This is a genomic window from Acidobacteriota bacterium, from assembly GCA_016713675.1.
Classification (GTDB): domain Bacteria; phylum Acidobacteriota; class Blastocatellia; order Pyrinomonadales; family Pyrinomonadaceae; genus OLB17.
Genome location: JADJOS010000004.1, coordinates 291,779 through 310,034 on the forward strand (window position 1 = coordinate 291,779; position 18,256 = coordinate 310,034).

At 52.6% G+C, this 18,256-nt stretch carries 12 protein-coding genes; 7 read left to right on the forward strand and 5 right to left on the reverse strand.

Features of this window, described 5'->3' with window-relative positions; genetic code table 11:
* The first annotated feature begins 143 nt into the window (after nt 1-143).
* On the forward strand, nt 144-632 hold the full coding sequence (locus tag IPK01_14670) for a Spy/CpxP family protein refolding chaperone (protein ID MBK7934681.1): 489 nt from the start codon (nt 144-146) through the stop codon (nt 630-632).
* Between the two features lie 49 nt (nt 633-681).
* Here IPK01_14670 and nagA read toward each other — a convergent pair whose 3' ends face one another.
* From nagA to IPK01_14690, 4 genes are all read right to left on the reverse strand, one after another.
* Entirely contained in the window at nt 682-1,881 is a 1,200-nt protein-coding gene (gene nagA / locus IPK01_14675) for an N-acetylglucosamine-6-phosphate deacetylase (protein MBK7934682.1), read from the reverse strand.
* A 90-nt stretch (nt 1,882-1,971) separates the two neighbouring features.
* The gene (locus tag IPK01_14680; GenBank protein MBK7934683.1) at nt 1,972-5,592 is read right to left on the reverse strand and encodes a carboxypeptidase regulatory-like domain-containing protein; all 3,621 of its coding nucleotides are present in this window, start codon (nt 5,590-5,592) and stop codon (nt 1,972-1,974) included.
* A gap of 193 nt (nt 5,593-5,785) precedes the next feature.
* Nucleotides 5,786-8,275 (reverse strand): DUF1343 domain-containing protein, encoded by a 2,490-nt coding sequence (locus IPK01_14685; GenBank protein ID MBK7934684.1) that lies wholly within the window; start codon nt 8,273-8,275, stop codon nt 5,786-5,788.
* A gap of 125 nt (nt 8,276-8,400) precedes the next feature.
* A complete protein-coding gene (locus IPK01_14690; GenBank protein ID MBK7934685.1) occupies nt 8,401-9,318 on the reverse strand; it encodes a LysR family transcriptional regulator in 918 nt (305 codons plus the stop codon).
* Nucleotides 9,319-9,446: 128 nt separating this feature from the next.
* On the opposite strand from IPK01_14690, the gene IPK01_14695 reads away from it, so the two are divergent.
* The 6 genes from IPK01_14695 (at nt 9,447) to IPK01_14720 (ending at nt 16,719) form a co-directional block, all read left to right on the forward strand.
* Nucleotides 9,447-10,421, forward strand: coding sequence for a hypothetical protein (locus IPK01_14695; protein ID MBK7934686.1), 975 nt, complete (start codon nt 9,447-9,449; stop codon nt 10,419-10,421).
* An 85-nt stretch (nt 10,422-10,506) separates the two neighbouring features.
* Nucleotides 10,507-11,331 (forward strand): N-acetylmuramic acid 6-phosphate etherase, encoded by an 825-nt coding sequence (murQ, locus tag IPK01_14700; protein ID MBK7934687.1) that lies wholly within the window; start codon nt 10,507-10,509, stop codon nt 11,329-11,331.
* Nucleotides 11,328-11,807 (forward strand): hypothetical protein, encoded by a 480-nt coding sequence (locus IPK01_14705; protein ID MBK7934688.1) that lies wholly within the window; start codon nt 11,328-11,330, stop codon nt 11,805-11,807. The genes murQ and IPK01_14705 overlap by 4 nt, the downstream gene beginning before the upstream one ends.
* A 10-nt stretch (nt 11,808-11,817) precedes the next feature.
* On the forward strand, nt 11,818-13,338 hold the full coding sequence (locus IPK01_14710) for a sodium/solute symporter (protein ID MBK7934689.1): 1,521 nt from the start codon (nt 11,818-11,820) through the stop codon (nt 13,336-13,338).
* Nucleotides 13,335-15,164: a glycoside hydrolase family 3 C-terminal domain-containing protein gene (locus IPK01_14715; protein MBK7934690.1), complete on the forward strand. Its 1,830-nt coding sequence runs from the start codon at nt 13,335-13,337 to the stop codon at nt 15,162-15,164. The genes IPK01_14710 and IPK01_14715 overlap by 4 nt, the downstream gene beginning before the upstream one ends.
* Before the next feature lie 97 nt (nt 15,165-15,261).
* Entirely contained in the window at nt 15,262-16,719 is a 1,458-nt protein-coding gene (locus tag IPK01_14720) for a diaminopimelate decarboxylase (protein ID MBK7934691.1), read from the forward strand.
* A gap of 6 nt (nt 16,720-16,725) precedes the next feature.
* On the opposite strand, the gene IPK01_14725 is transcribed toward IPK01_14720, so the two are convergent.
* Nucleotides 16,726-18,225, reverse strand: a complete 1,500-nt coding sequence (locus tag IPK01_14725) for a hypothetical protein (protein MBK7934692.1) — start codon at nt 18,223-18,225, stop codon at nt 16,726-16,728.
* Between the last annotated feature and the right edge of the window lie 31 nt (nt 18,226-18,256).

An 18,256-nucleotide genomic window follows, 5' to 3' on the forward strand; every position in this document is an offset into this window, starting at 1 on the left:
CAAAAACTTGCCTTGCGCGTGCCTTTTACAATTCTTTACAGAATCCTACAATTCTCATACATTCGGCCCCGTAACTGCTTCGTTAATCGTTATGACGGCCGAAATTGGAGGCCGATATTCTTAGGTCATCATAGGAGTTCATAATGAAAAAGATAGTATTAGCGATCATAGCAGTTGCGGTTGTGGCAACCGGAGCGATATTCGTAATAGCTCAGAAACGAGCTAACACCGGCGGTGGACACGGCTTCGGCCATGGCCGCGGAGATAGGATGGGAATGGCCCTTCGCGGCCTCGACCTTAGCGACGAGCAAAAGGCCAAGGTCAAGGAGATAATGGAAGCCAACAAAGCTGAATTTGAACCGACGATGCAGGCCATGAAGGACAATCGAGCCAAGATCCAAACACTCGGCACCGACGGCACCTTTGATCAGGCTCGGGTAGAAGGATTGGCGAAAGAACAGGGCGATCTCGTTGCCAAAACGATCGTTCAGAAGGCAAGCGTAAAGGCTCAGGTCTTTGCGGTCCTGACGGACGAACAGAAGGCAAAGGCCGCAGAGATGCGAACCAAATTTGAGGGACGCGGCAAAGACCACAAGGGCTTTGGCGGCAAACACGGCGGATCTGAATTCTAAACCGTCCGCTCATCAAGGGGGAAAGGCAACGCGAAAGCGGTGCCTTTTTTTATTCAACGACCTTGCCGCCGATCATTGTCATTTTTATATTTCCGTCAGCATCAAGCGCGACTAGGTCAGCTCGTTTTCCAATCTCTATCGAACCGCGATCCGAATCGATGCCGAGCAATCTCGCGGGATTTGTCGAGGCCATGTTCGCGATATCGCTATCCGAAAAGCCAAGTGACCGCATCATCCCTACACCGTCGTGCATAGTGGAAACAGAACCCGCAATGCTGCCGCGTTCGTTCTTCGTTCGGCCGTTCCTCACTGTGATCTTTTCGCCCCAAAGATCGAACGCCCCGTCACCGAGACCGGTCGGAGCAATGGAATCGCTAATAAGCGATACCTTGCTGGGCGATTTCGCGTGACATGCCACACTGATCATCTCGGGCCTAACATGCACGCCGTCCGCAATAATATCGAAGGTAACCTGCTCGTTATAGAGTCCCCAGCCCGCGACACCCATATTTCGGTGGTGTATGCCCGTCATTGCGTTGAAAAGATGCGTCAGGTGCCTCGCACCGGCGTCAAATGCGGCATCCAACGTCTCAGCGTCCGCCTCCGTATGCCCGATCGAAACGATCCAACCTTGGCTCACAAGCGTTTCGATCAACTCGATCCCGCCGTCGATCTCCGGAGCCAAAGTGGTCATGTGAACGCCTTCGCGCAGCTTCGGCAAGTCAATAGCTCCCCTCCTTACCAAGGAGGGGTGGCCGCCGCTTTGGGCGGACGGGGTGGTTCTCTCTTCCAGAGGTCGACCACTGCGAAAGAACTCAGGCCGAAGTGCCCCGCACATCTTCGCACTGGCGTACACGCCCTCGTAATGCACACCGATAACCTGAGCGATCGCAAGGTCCGCCTGCCGCACCATCACTTCATCGATAGCGTCGATAACACGCCGATAATTCTCATCCGAATCAGGCACCAGCGTCGGCATCCACGCCGTCACGCCATTCTTTGCGAGGTACGCGCCAACAGTCAGCAGATCATCCGCCGTCGCCGAATTTACATCGACGCCAACCGCCCCATGATTATGAACATCCACAAACCCCGGCGAAACAAGAGCTTCCGCCAGATCAAAGACCTGTGCGTATTCACCTGCAGGATCGTCGCCCCAAAGCTCCGCGATCGTTCCATCGACGACAAAGATCGAACCTATTTCGTTACCTTGGGAAGTCCTGCAATTTCGTAGCAATTTCGTCGTCATAAGCAAATTTTTTCACAATACTGCAATAAAGACAAAAAAACGCGTTCGTCTGGTGACGAACGCGTAAATAAACAAGATGATCAAGTTCAATTAGTAGTAGAACTTGATACCCAACTGTATCACTCTTGGATCCCTGGTTCCGGTCACCGTTCCAAACGAGGTTGGCGTAGAGGCAGCGAGTCCTAAAGTAGTGAAATTAGTACGATTTAGCACATTGAACGCCTCACCGCGAAGCTGCAATCGCATTGATTCGGTAAACCGAATGTTCTTGGTCAATGTGAAATCGACTCTGAACGTCGGCGGGCCTTCGATCAAACCACGCGAAGACGTCCCCGGATAGGCCGGGAAGCTCGTAGGAGCAGGCAGACCCAAAAAGGCTGCTGTATTGAACCACTGCTGCTGTGTTTGCGCTCCGCCAACATTGGGGTTACTCAATACATACGCTCTGCCTCCGGCAGGTGAAGCGCCCAGAAAACCAATTCCGGCAGGATCAAAAGACCCGTAGGTCGCCGTGAACGGTAAACCGGTCTGGTGTGTAACGATACCGGAAACCTGCCATCCGCCTAAGAGCTTACCCACGATGCCTTTCTGGCTCGTATACCACGGCAGCTCATAAATGTAATTGACGGTGGTTATATGCCGACGGTCAAGCGCTGCTCTGCCATACTCCTGCCCAATATCATACGCATTCTGAGGAGCCGTCGAGCGATCTGTTTGGTTATCTGTAAGGTTCTTTGACCATGTATAAGCCAACTGAACCTGTGATGCACCGGTAAATCGCCTGATGGCCGATATCTGCAAACTGTGGTAGTTCGAGTTATATCGTGGTTGGATCATCGAGATATTTCGCCAGCCGCGATAAGGCCGGATCTGATCCAATATCAGCGATCCTGCCGACGAAGTAAATACCACCGGTAACTGGGTCGTTGCGTTAACCGCCTGACAAGCAACGGTCGGAGTCGTCGAAGTACCGGTCGCACACTGCTGAGTAAGTGCATATCCCGGCCGCAGATTGTTGATGTCCGCAACGCCGATCAGGTTAGTACCTTTTGATCCATAATATCCGACCGACAATAACGTCTTCTTATCAAGCGAATGTTGAATATCCAGCGACCAATGCTGCATATAAGGCGTCTTGAAGTCCCTGTCGACACCTCGTATGAGATTCGGAGAATTCTCGGAGGCAACAACTGCAGGATTTGATCCAACCGGGATCGGCTGATCCAACCGCGTATTGTTGACCGTGATCGTCTCTTGATAAGGCGGATTTGCACCTAGATTCTGTTCAAAGAAGCCAATTAACGTTTGCTCGTGGTAAATACCGTAACCCATTCTCGCAACCGTGGTTCCCTTACCAAACGGATCCCATGCCAAACCTATACGCGGGGCAAAATTGAATTTCGGTGCTTTAACGATATATTGTCCATCGGGAGATATAGTTGGAGTACAGTTGTACGATGCCGGCCCCGTAGTATAGTTCTGGGCGTTTACTACGATACCGTTACAAAAATTCCCGGTCCCTGTCACTCGAGTTCCGTTTCCGCGAACCGTCGGGGCCTGTGCGATATTGAATGCAAGAGGATCGAAATTTGCCAATCTTCCATTCCTATCCCAGGGCGATCCGAAAAATGAATAACGAACACCGAGATACAATGTGAGGTTTCGCGTCGCTCTAAACTCGTCCTGAACATATGCCTCGAAATTACGCTGTCTGAAATCCGCCGTAATATCAAGCTTAGTTTGGGTAAAACTTACATTATTTCCCATTAGGAAATTCGCAAAACTCTGTTCGATATTCTGATTACCCGTACAGGTAGTTGGTACATTCGTTGTCGGATTGATGCAGATCGTGCCTTGAGTGGGGCTTGCGAGGGTCGAGTTATTGAACCCGCTAAATGCACCCTGAGGAGTTCCACCGAGCTGATTCTCATACTTACGGTATTTCGAGTGTGATGCACCAAACTTGACTGTGTGGTTACCGAATATATAGGTCAGGTTGGCACCCAGGTCAACTTTGTCCGAAAAATTATCGTAATCACCGAATGCCGTGAGAGTATTCAAACCGGAGATCGCCATATTCGGAACGCGAGGGTCACTAGTAGCGTAAGGCAGCGGAACGTTGACCGGCGAATTACTTCGTGCGATCAGACCGGCATTCCTAAGCAGGATCGCTCCATACGAGTAGTTTATCCTTCCTTCGACTATCAACTTAGGACTGACAATATATGTCGACTGGAGCGTGTGCGTCCTTCCGGGTGAGTTTACGTCGGCCAACGAGACTCCGGGAATTCCCGAGCCGCTGCCGAAGATCGAATTTACTTCCGACGTCGGGATCTTGTCCTGTTGGTATCTATAATACGCGGTCAAAGAATCCGTTAACGACGTGTCAATTTTTAATATCTCCTGACGGAAGTCCGCTTGATATGGAACATTTAGTCTCAGCCTATATGGGTCGACGTTAGGCAACGCGATCTTACTGTAAATATTGGCCACATACGATGCAGCCACCGAGCTGATCGGAACTACAGAAGCGATCGGTGTGCCCGCGGGCAGTATCTGGTTACATGTTCGGGTCGTGCCGGAGATCGTGCCGCTTAGGCAGATCGGAAACGAAAATACTCCGTTTCTCATTCCGGCTGAAGGGACGACCGCAGGCCCGCCTAGAAGTATCGACCTTCTATCCTTTCTCTGCTCTTCTGAAAAGAAAAAGTACGTCTTAGGCCATTTACCAAAATAGCTTTCGCCAGGGTCCTTTTCGCCAAATTTTAAGAAGTAGACCGGGCCGCCGATCGTGAACCCATAATTGTTGTATCGAAATGGAGGCCGTTGTGCCTTGCCTGAAGCATCACGAAGAGATGCATTCTGATTATTAAAATATGAGTTTGCGTTGAACTTCTCGTTTCGGACGAATTCGAAGAATGAACCATGAAACTTACTGGTTCCGCTTCGGGTCACGACATTGACCTGGCCTCCACCGCTTCTGCCCGATTCCGCCGGATATAAGGACCGAAGGACCTTAAATTCACCGATCGAATCGACACTTGGGAAGGTCTGGATCGTCAGATTGGATCCACGATCCGTGACATCGGCTCCGTCAACTGTAAAAGTATTTTGACTGGATCGGGCACCATTGACCGAAATATTTACCGTGTTGGCCTGTCCTTCAGGATTAAAATTACCGACGTAGACCTGATCCGACAAATTGGACGAAACACCGGGGGCAAGTGTAAGCAGTTGGATCCAATTGCGGTTATTGATCGAGATCTCTCGAACTTGATCACCGCTGATAGTCGTTCCCGCTGTCGGCGTTGTTAGTTCCACAGCCAAAGCGTCAGCCGTCACGGTCACAGTTTCGTCGATGCGTCCGGCTTCGACCCTAACGTCGACCGATCGCCTTGCACCAACATCGACCTTAATATTCGTACTGACCGCTTTTTTGAAGTTAGCCGCTTCCACGGTCACGGTGTACACGCTCGAAGGAATTCCAGGTACTGAAAATCCACCGTCTTCATTCGAAGTAACCGTACGAACAACGAGATTGTCCTTCGACGGATCCGTCACAATAACGGTCGCTCCGGCAACGGCTGCACCGTTAGCATCCTTTACGGATCCGACGATCGAGCCCGTGATTTCCTGTGCAGCAGCAAGTCCGGCAAGGCTCAAGGTGAGGGCAAATGCCGCTAAGATCGAACACAATGTTTTCCTTTTCATATTCTTCCATCCCATGTCGAAATAATTTGCAAAGCTAAAAATAACCATAAGGATTATTTACGTTATCGGAGATTTATTCAAATTTTCGTTATCGCACCAAACACAACAAATATGCGAATTCGGCTAAAATCCTTACAAATAAACGAGTTGTTACGAAAATGTGAACGTTGGAACTTTTATAACCCTAAACCACTCATTTGTAAAGCAAATATGATGCCCTACGAGTGTTAAATTCTTCTTTTTTTGGTTTTATCAATTTGTCGATATTTTCAGGCGACTCGCCGCGTTTTACGGCGTCGAGAATTTCCTGATTTACGAGCAATCTGGCGTACCTTTCGACCTGCCAATCGGTCGAATAGATCTTCCGCAAAGCGGTCGCGATCTCGATGCCAGTACCAACCGAATCGAACGCGTTTCGTTCCGTAATGATGATGTTGATGCCGCTGCATTCTTCGTCTTTGAAAACGGACGCGTTCGGCTTGAATCGAACGGGAACAAATCGCACGCCTTTCAGATTTCGTTCATTCAGATATTTCGCGAGGTTCCGCCCGTTGATCCACGGAGCTCCGACGACCTCGAACGGCGTGTCCGTTCCGCGTCCGACGCTGACATTTGTTGTCTCCAGCAAACCAATTCCCGGATAAAGCGTTGCCTCGGTCAGCGAACGCATATTCGGGCTCGGATTGACCCAAGTCTGTCCGGTCTCATCAAACCACATCGACCGTGCCCAGCCGTCCATCTTGATCACACGAACATCCGCACCGATCTTCCGCTCGGCGTTCATCATCATCCCGAGCTCGCCGATCGTCAGGCCGTATCGGACGGGCGTCGTGTGTGCGGCGATAAACGAAAGTTTGTCTTCGTTAGCGAGAATTCCGTCGATGTCGTTGCCATTGATCGGATTTGGCCGGTCGAGAATGAAAACGGGCTTTCCTGCTTTCGCCGCCTCTTCCATCACATTCTTCAGCGTCGCAGTGTAGGTGTAAAATCTTGCCCCGATGTCCTGAATGTCATAAACAACCGCATCGATAGTCGCTGTCTGCTCAGGCTTTGGCCGACGCATTCCGTCTTTGTAAAGCGAATACACAGGTAACCCTGTTTTCTCGTCCTTGCTGTCGTCGATCTTCTCGGTATCAAGTTCTCCGCGAATTCCATGCTCCGGCGAGAACAAAGCTACGAGATTTACATTCGCAGCTTCTTTCAATATGTCGATCGTCTGCTTACCCGCAAGATTGCGTCCGGTGTGATTTGTCACCAACCCAAGCTTAAGCCCGGCAAGCTGTTTGAATCTGTCGCGTTCAAGAATGTCGATACCATTAAGGACTGGAGCGGCAAGCATCCTGCTTGCCGTGGTCGTATTGCGTTGAGGTGCAAGCAGGGATGCTTGCACTCCAGTCACAAACTTCGGCAATTGAGCTGCAACCGCCGCATTGTATTCGGCCTCGGCCTGCTTGAATTTCTCGGCGGGCGTGTCCTCTATCGCCGACGCTACAACCGTAGCGACCTTTGCCCGAAGCGGGCCGACATCGCCTTTGCCGTCCGGGTGAACGCGGTTCGACAGGAACACGACAAACGTCTGCGAAACCCTGTCGATCCAAACGCCCGTCCCCGTAAAACCCGTATGCCCAAACGACCCAAGCGGAAACAGTTCGCCGCGATTGGACGAGAACGAAGTATTAATATCCCACCCGAGCCCGCGAGCATCGCCCGATTCGCTAACCACCACCGGCGCCGTCATCTTCGCCACCGTCTGCGCCGACATCACCCGCTTCCCATCCAGCGTCCCGCCGTTCAGCAGCATCTGGCAGTAGCGGGCGAGATCGTCAGCGGTCGAGAAAAGCCCGGCGTGTCCGGCGACACCGCCCATTCGGAAAGAAGTTGGGTCGTGGACTTGCCCTCTGAGGATTTCGTCTCCCTTTTTATCATCACCTTCAAACTTCAGACCGAGATAACTGTTCTGGCCGCGAACGTTTTCTGTCGGAGCAGTTCGCATCCGACGGCCGCTTTTATAGGATTCCCATTTTGGACCACGACCAATCATTCTCTCCATAAATGTCCAGAACTGAGTATCGTTACTGTTGACCAGCTCTTCTTTAACATTGTCATTAAAAAACAAGTGGACACCATTTCCAGCAATTCGTTCAACTATCTCTCCCAACACAATAAACCCGATATCCGAGTAAACAAATCTCGTCCCGGGAGCCGCACGCAGTCTTTCTTTTTTTAGAGCGGCGAGCATGCCTTCACGGCCGGTCCATTTTTCGCCGAGGTCAAAATCGGGGCGATAGCCTGATGTGTGCGTGAGCAGTTGCTGGATCGTGACGCGTTTGGCGGCCGCGTCGTCGATGTCGGGAATGTACATCCCGATCGTGTCGTTCAAACGCAGCTTGCCCTGCTCGACCAGTATCATTATCGAAGTCGCCGTCGCGATCGGCTTGGTTAAGCTGGCGACATCAAATATCGTATCGACCGTCATCTTCTCCACCGTCGGCACCAGCGAACGGTTTCCGTAAGCCTTACGATAAACGATCTTCCCCTTATGCCCGACCAACACAACCGCCCCCGGCAATTTCTTCGCCGCAATATCAGCCTCAACCAAAGCGTCGATCTGAGCGAGTTTTGCCGCATTCATCCCAACCGCCTGCGGCAACGCAACCGGAAGACCTTGGGAACGATTCACCACAGAGGCACAGAGGCACAGAGAAAGCGAAAACAAGACGCCAGCGATATTTCTACAGGTAATGGTACTTTTCACGATTTCCAAATTGATTTGATCGATCCTCTGTGTCTCTGTGCCTCTGTGGTTAGCTATCGCTTTGCTTTTAGTTCCTTTTCCCTCGCGACGAAGCTTTCTTTACAAAGCCCGACGAATTCCTTCGCGATCGGCGAAAAATATCCGCCTCTGAGGCGTGCGAGGCCGAGTTCCCAATTGATCTCGGCACCCTCGATGAGCCATGAGACGAGGCGGCCTTCGCGGATCTCGTCGGCGATCGTTTTGGCACCGGCGATGCCGACGCCGAGGTTGTTTTCGACCATTTGATTGATCGCTTCTTGCCGTGAGAGTTCCATCACGATGTTCGGCCGGACGTTCGCTGCATGGAAAAAATCGTCGATCATTCGCCGCGTATTACCGCCGCGTTCGCCGAGGATGAGCTTCTCGCCCGCGAGCGTTGCCGCGCTGATATATCGCTCATTCGCGAGCGAATGTTTCGGATGTGCGATCGCGACGATCTCGTCGCTGAACAACAGATCGGTCTGTATATTTGGAGCATCGACCGGAAACGACACAAACGCAATATCGATCTCGCCGTGCTGAATTTTCTCGATCAGCGTCTGGCTTGTGCCGGAGGTTACGCCGAGTTCGGAATTGGGAAATTTTTCGCGAAGTCCCTGCAATATATGCGGCAATTGCTGCGTCGCAAATTCCGCCGACGCGGACCCGATACGCAACCGCCCGTGCTCCACGCCGCCAAGCTCGGCGATCTCAGCCAATGCGGTGTCGTGTTCACGCAATATTCGCCGTGCCCTTCCAATTAGATGTTCCCCGGCCTCCGTCACGATCACGCGGCGGGGCGTGCGGACAAATAACGGCAGTCCGACCTCATCCTCGAGCTGTTTGATCTGCATCGAGATGGCCGCCTGTGTGACGTTCACACGCCTCGCACCGGCAGTAAAGGTCTTCGCTTCGGCGATCGCCAAAAACGCTTTTAGCTGTCTGATTTCCATAACTTAAAACACTCGAAACCAATGCAATTAGATTATCTTATTGAATACATAAAATCCGTTAAATTTGATTATATGTCAAGTTTATCAAAGAATGGAACTGAAATATTCTTTCGTGATTGTCCGGAGCGATGCCAACAACCGCCGCAAAAAACAGTCGTAGACCCAAGTCATATCAGCTGTTTCTCGGCGTCGACGGCGGCGGAACAAAAACAAATATCGCGTTGATGTGCGAATCGGGCGAGGTCGTCTCCGAAGCCAAAGGCGGCCCTTCAAACCCGCTCCGCGTCGGCGTCGAAACCGCAGTTGCAAACATCACCACGGCTCTGAACAAAGCATGCGACGACGCGGGCGTTTCACGCGGAGACATCGTCGCCGCAACGCTAGGGCTCGCCGGTGTTCGTCGAATGGACATCCGCGAACGCATCCGTGAAAGCTTCATCGCCCGCTCGGGCATTCGCAACACAAACGTCACCACCGATGCCGAGATCGCCCTTTACGGCACGACATTTGGCAAAGCCGGCCTGGTCGTTATCGCCGGGACCGGCTCGGTCTGCCTCGGCATCAACGGCAAAGGTGAACGTGCCGTCGCCGGCGGCTGGGGCCCGCTCGCCGGTGACGAAGGCGGCGGCCGAGGCATCGCCGAACAGGCCCTGCACCGCATCGCTAAAGCATCAGATGGACGCGGTGAACCTACAAAACTCACCGAAGCTGCCGGCGAGTACTTCCGTGCGTCTACCGCCGAAAACCTCATCGGCGCCATCTACGCCCCGCAGATCGACAACAGCCGCATCGCAGGTTTCGCAAAAAACGTAGTCGAAACCGCCAAAGAAGGTGATAAAATTGCCCTCGAACTGATAGAGAACGCCGGTAACGAACTCGGATCCGCCGCAGCCGCTGTGATACGCAATCTCGGCCTTCAGCAGACCAAATTCCCCGTCGGCTGCGTCGGCAGCGTTTTCAAAGCAGGCGAAATATTAACAAAACCGATGTTATCCGAGATCCACACAACGGCATCAAAAGCATACTTGGTAAACCCCAAAATGCCGCCATCCCAAGCGGCCGCACTGATGGCAATGAAAGAAAATGAGAACATGAGAAATTGAACCGCAGAGACGCAAAGACGAAAAGATGAATATCTTTCTCTCTTTCTTGGCGTCTCAGCGTTTCTGCGCTTAATAGTTAATAAATATGCTGCCGATCACCGAACAAGAGAACTCAAAAACTGCCGCCATCGACTCAGTGTCGACGCTTGAGGCCGTGCGTCTGATCAATGATGAGGACAAGCTAGTGGCGTTGGCAGTCGAAAGGGTTTTGCCGGAGATCGCAAAAACGGTCGATGCGGTTGTCGAACGTCTGCAAAACGGCGGGCGGCTGTTTTATGTCGGAACAGGAACAAGCGGGCGGCTCGGCGTGCTGGACGCGTCCGAGATACCGCCAACATTTGGCGTCTCGTACGATCTGGTCCAGGGCGTGATCGCCGGCGGCTACGACGCCCTCTACAAAGCCGCTGAATCAAGCGAAGACAACCGCGAAGCCGGAGGCGAAGACCTAAAAACACGAGGACTGATGACCAAAGACGCCGTTATCGGCCTTGCCGCCTCAGGCCGCACGCCTTACACTATCGGTGCTTTAGAATTCGCAAGATCTTTGGGATGTTTTACGGCGTGCGTTACTTGCGTTCCTGATTCCGCGATAACAAGGTCGGTCGACGTCGCTATCGTTCCCATAGTCGGCCCCGAAGCTATCACCGGCTCGACCCGCATGAAATCCGGCACGGCGCAAAAGATGGTTCTCAACATGATCTCGACCGTCGCGATGATCAAACTCGGCTACGTCCGCGGCAACCGAATGACCAACGTCCGTGCCGGAAATGAAAAACTGAAGGACCGTGCAGTACGTATCCTAATGACGGAAACCGGCATAGAGGACAGAGACGAGGCGGAGGCCTTGCTCATCGAATCGCAATTCTCGATCAGTCAGGCGATAGCGCACCGAAAAGATGGAGACCTATGATCGATAAATTTCGGCGCGTAAGAATCGTCGTGAGAACATCTCTCTTGATCGTTCTCGAAGCAGTTCTCACGAGTTCCTGTTCTATTTTTTCCGGATCCGGAGACTGCGGGTACAACGCCAGTTTCGATAGATCTGACGGCGTAAAAAATGTTGAGATCCGAATTCAACGAATTACCGCCGAAACGGTTGGCAGAAACACGAGTTGCGGTTACCAACAAATATGGACGAAAGCTGCAAAAATGGAGATCGATGGTGTGGCCGTGCCTGAACGTATCGGCGACAAGCGCGTGCCTCAGACTTATGTTAACTTCAGCGACCAAGGCGGCATCGATTACTATTATGAGGCTCCGGCTAACTTCGATCCGCGAAAGACCAAGATTCGCATAGAAAACAAGGATGGCTACATATACACCTCTCGACCGGAAACGATAAAGGAGTGGGCCGCGAACTCGATGTCGGTGACATTAAAGCGATAGAGATCAATAAATGCAAACACTCGACCTAATCATCATCATCGGCTATCTGATCGGTATCACGGCGTTCGGGATCTTGTTTTCGGGCAAGCAGGAAACTACCGAGGACTATTTCGTCGGTGACCGCAGTGTGCCCTGGTGGGCGATCGCGATGTCGATCGTTGCGACCGAGACCAGTACGATCACTTTTGTTTCGGTTCCGGGCATCGCGTTTGCAAAGGGCGGTAATTTTCAGTTTTTACAGCTCGTGTTCGGTTATATGCTCGGCCGCATTGTGATATCGCTGATCTTTATCCCGATGTATTTCAAGGGCGATCTGCAGACGGTATATCAGCTTTTGGGTGACCGTTTCGGCAATCGCGTCAAGATGCTTGCGTCCGCGTTGTTCGTCGTCATGCGCAATATCGCCGACGGCGTTCGCCTATTGCTGACGGCGATCGTGCTTGCAGCGGTTTACACGTCGTTCTATCCGGGCAGTGACGCATCGACAATAATCATCGCCTCGATCGTCCTTCTCGGGATCGTAATGATCGTCTTTACCTTCTACGGCGGCATGGAAGCTGTCATTTGGGTCGAGGTCGTCCAGCTTGTCATCTACATCGGCGGAGCGATCGCGGCGGCGGTCGTTCTGATCCAAAATATCGATGGCGGCATGTCAACGGCGATGACGTTGGGCGAGCAATTCAACAAATTCAGCGTCTTCGATTTCGGCTGGGACATGGCCAAAACTTACACATTTTGGGCCGGCTTATTTGGCGGCTGTTTTCTGACGATGTCCACCCACGGCACCGACCAGTATCTCGTTCAGCGATATCTATGTACGAAAAAGCCTTCGTCGGCGGCGACCGCGTTGCTTTCGTCGGGTGCCGTCGTGCTTGGTCAGTTCATCGGATTTTTGTTCATCGGTGTTTTGTTGTTCGCTTTCTACGCACCGTTCAATTCGGCTGATTACGCCAACGCCGGCGTCACGGGCTCGGGAATATCGGCAAACTTCCCGTTCCTCAAAGGTGATCAGGTTTTCCCCAATTTCATCACCGAACATATGCCGCCCGGACTTTCGGGGCTGGTCGTTGCCGCAATTTTTGCGGCGGCTCTTTCGTCGTCGCTCAATTCAATCGCCGCGACAGCGATCAACGATCTATATAAACCGTTCGCAAAGAACATTTCAGACAGCCACCTTGTTAAACTGGCAGGGATACTGACCGTCATCATCGGTATCGTGCAGATACTCGTGGCGATCGCCTTCATGAATTCGGGCGAATCGGCTCTCGGCTTGGCACTTGCGGTCGCATCCTTGATAAACGGTCCGGTTCTTGGTGTATTTCTGGTCGGTTCGTTCATGAAGCATGCAAGCGAGATCCATGCTCTCATCGGCATGATCGTCAGCATTCTGGTGATGACATACATTATGCTCGCAGCAAATAAGGTCATCGACGGCCCCGTCATAGCGTGGACGTGGTATGCCCTGATCGGCAGTCTAATTACATTTTCAGTCGCATTCATCGCGAGCCAGTTTATTCCGACAAAATCATGATGAAGTTTCTTTTTAGTTTTGCATTTGTTTTCGCATTGGTACTCACTCAGATTACGCCGGCGATCGGACAGAATTGTCCATCGCCGGCAGGGCCGTGGCCGCAGAAAAAGTCGATCGCCTTTGCCGAGAAGCTGGTCAAGAAGATGACCGTCGAAGAAAAGGTCGGCCAATTGGTCCACGTCGGCATAAACGCGAGATTCGCGAATCAGGAAAGCCCATTCTTTAAAGACCTGCAGCGTCAGGTCGTCGAGAACAAGATCGGCGGGATCATCTTTTTTGGTGCTCCGATCTATGAAACGACCATCCTCGGCAATCGAATGCAGCAGAATGCAAAAACGCCATTGCTGCTCTCGCTGGATGCCGAGACAGGAATCGGAATGCGGTTCGAGGACGCGACAAATTTCCCATGGGCGATGGCCGTGGCCGCCACCGGCGAGCCGGATTTCGCTCGCCGAATGGGCGTAATAACTGGCCGCGAGGCAAAGGCGATCGGCATTCGCCATGTATACGCTCCGGTCCTAGATGTCAATAATAACGCCGCAAATCCAGTGATCAACGTTCGCAGCTACGGCGAAGACCCCGCGGAGGTCGCTAAATATGCCGTTCCGTTTTCCCAAGGCATTCAGAGCCAGTGCGTCATCGCGACCGCAAAACATTTCCCGGGCCACGGCGACACCAATATTGATTCACACCGCGGCCTGCCGATCATCGACCATTCCCGCGAAAGCCTCGAGAAGACCGAGCTTTTCCCTTTTAGAAAGGCCATCGAGGGCGGTGTCGGCTCGATAATGATCGCTCACATCGCTCTTCCCCAGATCGACGGCGAATTGATCAAACCGCTTCGCGAATATCGCGGCGGTGATGCCGAGGCAGGGGCCGAGATCGTCAAAGAGCAAGCGACGATACCGGCAACGTTGTCGGCAAAAGTGCAGACCGAAATGCTACGAAAAGACATGGGCTTCAAAGGACTGATCGTCTCCGACGCGATGAGCATGAGCGGCCTGACTCTCTATTTCGATCAGGAAGAAGCCGGCGTCCGGGCGTTTCTCGCAGGCACCGACATACTCGAAAAGCCAACTGATGCAGACATCATGATCCGCGGCTTGCTCAACGCCGTAAATGGCGGACGCGTGCCGATGGAACGACTCGACGAATCAGTAAAACGCCAGATCGCCTGGAAGCACGAACTCGGCCTGTTCAAAGAAAAGCTCACGCCGATCGACCAGATCGACCGCCTGGTTTCACCGAAAGATTCGACCGTTCTGTCCGACGAGATCGCGACGAAAGCGATCACGCTGGTCCGCAATGACGCCTCCGGCCTGCCGCTGAATTCGAATCAAAAGATCGCGGTTCTCGGCATCTCGAACGGATTCGAAGGGCCGGGAATGCTGAATAGCTTCGGCGGCGCACTGCGTGCCGGCGGGCTTCGATTCAACACTTCATATTTGCAGGAGAATTCTACCGCCGAGCAAGCGGCAAATGCCAGACGCATCACGACCGAAGCTGAAACTGTCGTCGTCGCCCTTTACGGTCGGGTTCGTTCGGGAGCCAGAAGCAGCGTCGGCATTCCGGAGAATGGAGCGATCGTGATCAGAGAATTGATCGCTTCCGGCAAAAATGTGATCGCTGTCAGCTTTGGCAACCCTTATATTTTAAGCGGATTCCCCGAATTGAAGACCTACGTTGTCGCCTACGGTGATATGCCGAGCCTGCAAAGGGCCGCTGCCCGTTCGCTGCTCGGCACGCAGGATGTCACCGGCCGCTTGCCGATCTCGCTGCCTGGTTTGTATCCGCGTGGCACTGGAATTCAGTTGATGAAGAAGTAAGAAATTGACCGCATGTGAACGCAGATAGACCCAGATAAAAAGAAATTTCATATCAGCGTTCATATGCGCCCATCTGCGGTCAGATCCTGCGATTTATATGACTCTGCCCTGGGAGATAGAAAATTTTATCGACGTTCGCGATGGGCAATTACACATCGACGGTGTCTCCGCAGCCGATCTCGCACGCGAACACGGCACGCCGCTTTTCGTTTTCAGTGAAGCTCGAATCAGACACAACATCGCCCGACTGCAAAAAGCCCAAGGCGTCATCGGCTGTCCGCTCAAGGTCTGCTACGCAGCGAAAGCGATGTCTACAATGGCGATATTACGAACAATAAAAGACGCCGGCTGCGACATCGAGGTCAATTCCGGCGGCGAACTGTGGAAAGCTCTCAAGGCAGGATTTACGGGCGATCAGATCATCTTCAACGGCACCAGCAAAGAAGTTTGGGAGATCGAAAATGCAATAAATGTAGACATTTACGCGATCCAAGTCGATTCGCTCTACGAACTCACGCTGATAGAAGAAACCGCGAAACGACTAAACAAAAAAGCTAACGTCAGCCTCCGCCTCGTCCCCGAGATCGAGACCGACACACATTCCGGCCTCCAAACCGCTTTGCTCACCTCAAAATTCGGCATGATGCCCGACGAAGCATTCGCTGCGTTTCGCGATTACAAAGACTCGCCGCACCTCGCGATGAACGGCATCCATCTGCACGTCGGGTCGCAAAACCCCGAACCTAGCGTCTATACCGCAGCGTTTGCGGCTCTGTTTGATGGTGTTGCAAGAATTCTCATCGAAACCGGTGTCAGGCTAAAACATATAAATATCGGTGGCGGCTTTCCGGTAAATTATCTCGGCGATGCCACGCAAGCCGCTGAGATGCCGACGAGCGTTGTCGAAATGCTCGCCGCCGATTTTGAACCGGCCGAAGCCCTTAGCACCGCCTGGAACAACGCCGCAATTGGGCGCGAGGAATTGCTCAAGGACCTGACAATTCTCGTCGAACCAGGCCGCAGCATCATCGCCGACACCGCGATCTGCCTGACAACCGTAAGAAACCATAAAACCCGTCCGGTCGCGACAAGTTCCCCTCCTTACGAAGGAGGGGTGGCCGCCGCTTCGGCGGACGGGGTGGTTCTCTCTTCGCACCAACCGACAACCGACCACTGGTTATTAACCGACGCCGGCTTCAACATCCTGCTCTCAATGGAAACCTACAAATGGTACTACCATCTGATATCCGCGACGCGTTCAACCCAACCTCACTCCACGCCCTACAAACTGGCAGGCCCACTCTGCGACGGCGGTGACGTCTATTTTGATATCGAAGGCCAATACCGCCTCCCCGATCATCGAATGCTCCCCGAAAGCGTCCAGCCAGGCGAAGTACTTGCATTGCTCAATTGCGGAGCCTATTCGCTCGCCCAAGCGTCGCAATACAACTGCCGATTTCTGCCTGCTGTGGTTTTGGTTAGAGAAGATGGGGTCGCGGAACTGATTCGAAAACGCGATGAGTTTGCGGACCTGATAAACAATGATAATTGGTAACGACGCCTACCAAGCCACAGTCCGGAGCATGTTTTTCATCAAGGATCTTTCTTCGTCTGTTAGTTCAAATCCGGCACGCAGATAGACTTCGCTCAGTGCAACCAACGAAGCAGCTTGAGTGCTCTCATCACGGATACCCGAGATTACGGTGAGATTTTCTTCGCCCACGTTACGAGCTTTTTCGAACAAACCGTGAGAGATATATCGGTCCGCGATGACGTTCAGAACGGCTGAACGCGACGCCTGCTGCGGAAGTTCAGATGTCATTCCGGCCGCCTCGTCCAGCAATTTGATGGATGCTTCTGTCTCGCCAAGATTGTTCTTTGCATCACTTATTGCAAGCAGGGCGAATACGCGGTCGCCGTACTCAGGGATCTCATTGATCGTGTTTCGTGCCAGTTCGTCTTCGTTCTGCACGATCAGAACCTGCGCGATCTGCGACAATGCCGATGTCTGTTCCTCTTGGTTGTCATTCTCGTTTGCGATCTCTATTGCCCGTTCGGTCTTACCGAATCCGGCAAATTGCGTCGCGATCGACGCCATCAGTTTGTTGCGGGCACGGCTGTCGCGGGTTTCGATCTCGCGTTGCGATTTGAGTATGGCCCATGCCTCTTCGAGGATCTCAACGGCTTCGTCCTTAGCATCTTTCTTCCACGAATAGCGGGCCATGCCGAGCAAAGCCGAAGCCATGTGCGTTTTGTCGGTAACGAGATCAAGTGTCCGGTCGGCGAGTTCCTGGCTGTTTGCGTACAGGAAACCTAACGCACAATTTGCCAGGAAAAAATCACGGTGCACATTATCGAGCAATTCGGCCTCCGCACGGGCCGCGTCAAAGGCTTCGATCGCCTTGTCATTTCGTTTCGCCTCGACGTACAGATTACCGATGTCACACAGAGCCCGGATCCTTTCTTCGTCGTGCTCGATATCTTTTGCCGATTCAGATGCTCGCGTCGCAGCATCGATCGCACGCTCAAAGTTCTCGGACTCGACGTCTGCCGATGCAATATTCTGATACGCCAAAACACGGGCACTCGCAAATTCGATCTCCTCGATCGTAGCAAATGCTGCCGCTTCGTCGCCGTCGGCCGCTTGTTTTACCGCAATTCCCGCTTCGACAAAATCCGGGTGCATTATTTCGCCCGCAACCTCGCGGGCCTTTTCAAATTCGCCGTTTGACGCTTTTATCAAAGCTATCCGCTCACGTGCCTGTGCGGCCATTCCGTCGTCTTCGATAGCGTCGGCAAGCTGAACGGCATAGTCGTCGTCATCGATCGATGCACAATGTTCGGCCACGATCACCAACAGTTTATCCCGTGAGAACGGATCGTCGACCGTGTCAGCAAGCTCCGCCGCCAGATCGACATTTCCCAAAGCGAGATATCTGGGCACCACAGCATTCATCGCCTCAGCCCTCCCGTCGGCGCTCTTGATGTTCTCAGCCAAAAAAGCCGCACACGCCAACAGATCGCCCTCGGCGACCTCTCTGGAAATAAAATGTTCTGACATAAGTTCACTTACCAAATAGCAAAACAGAACA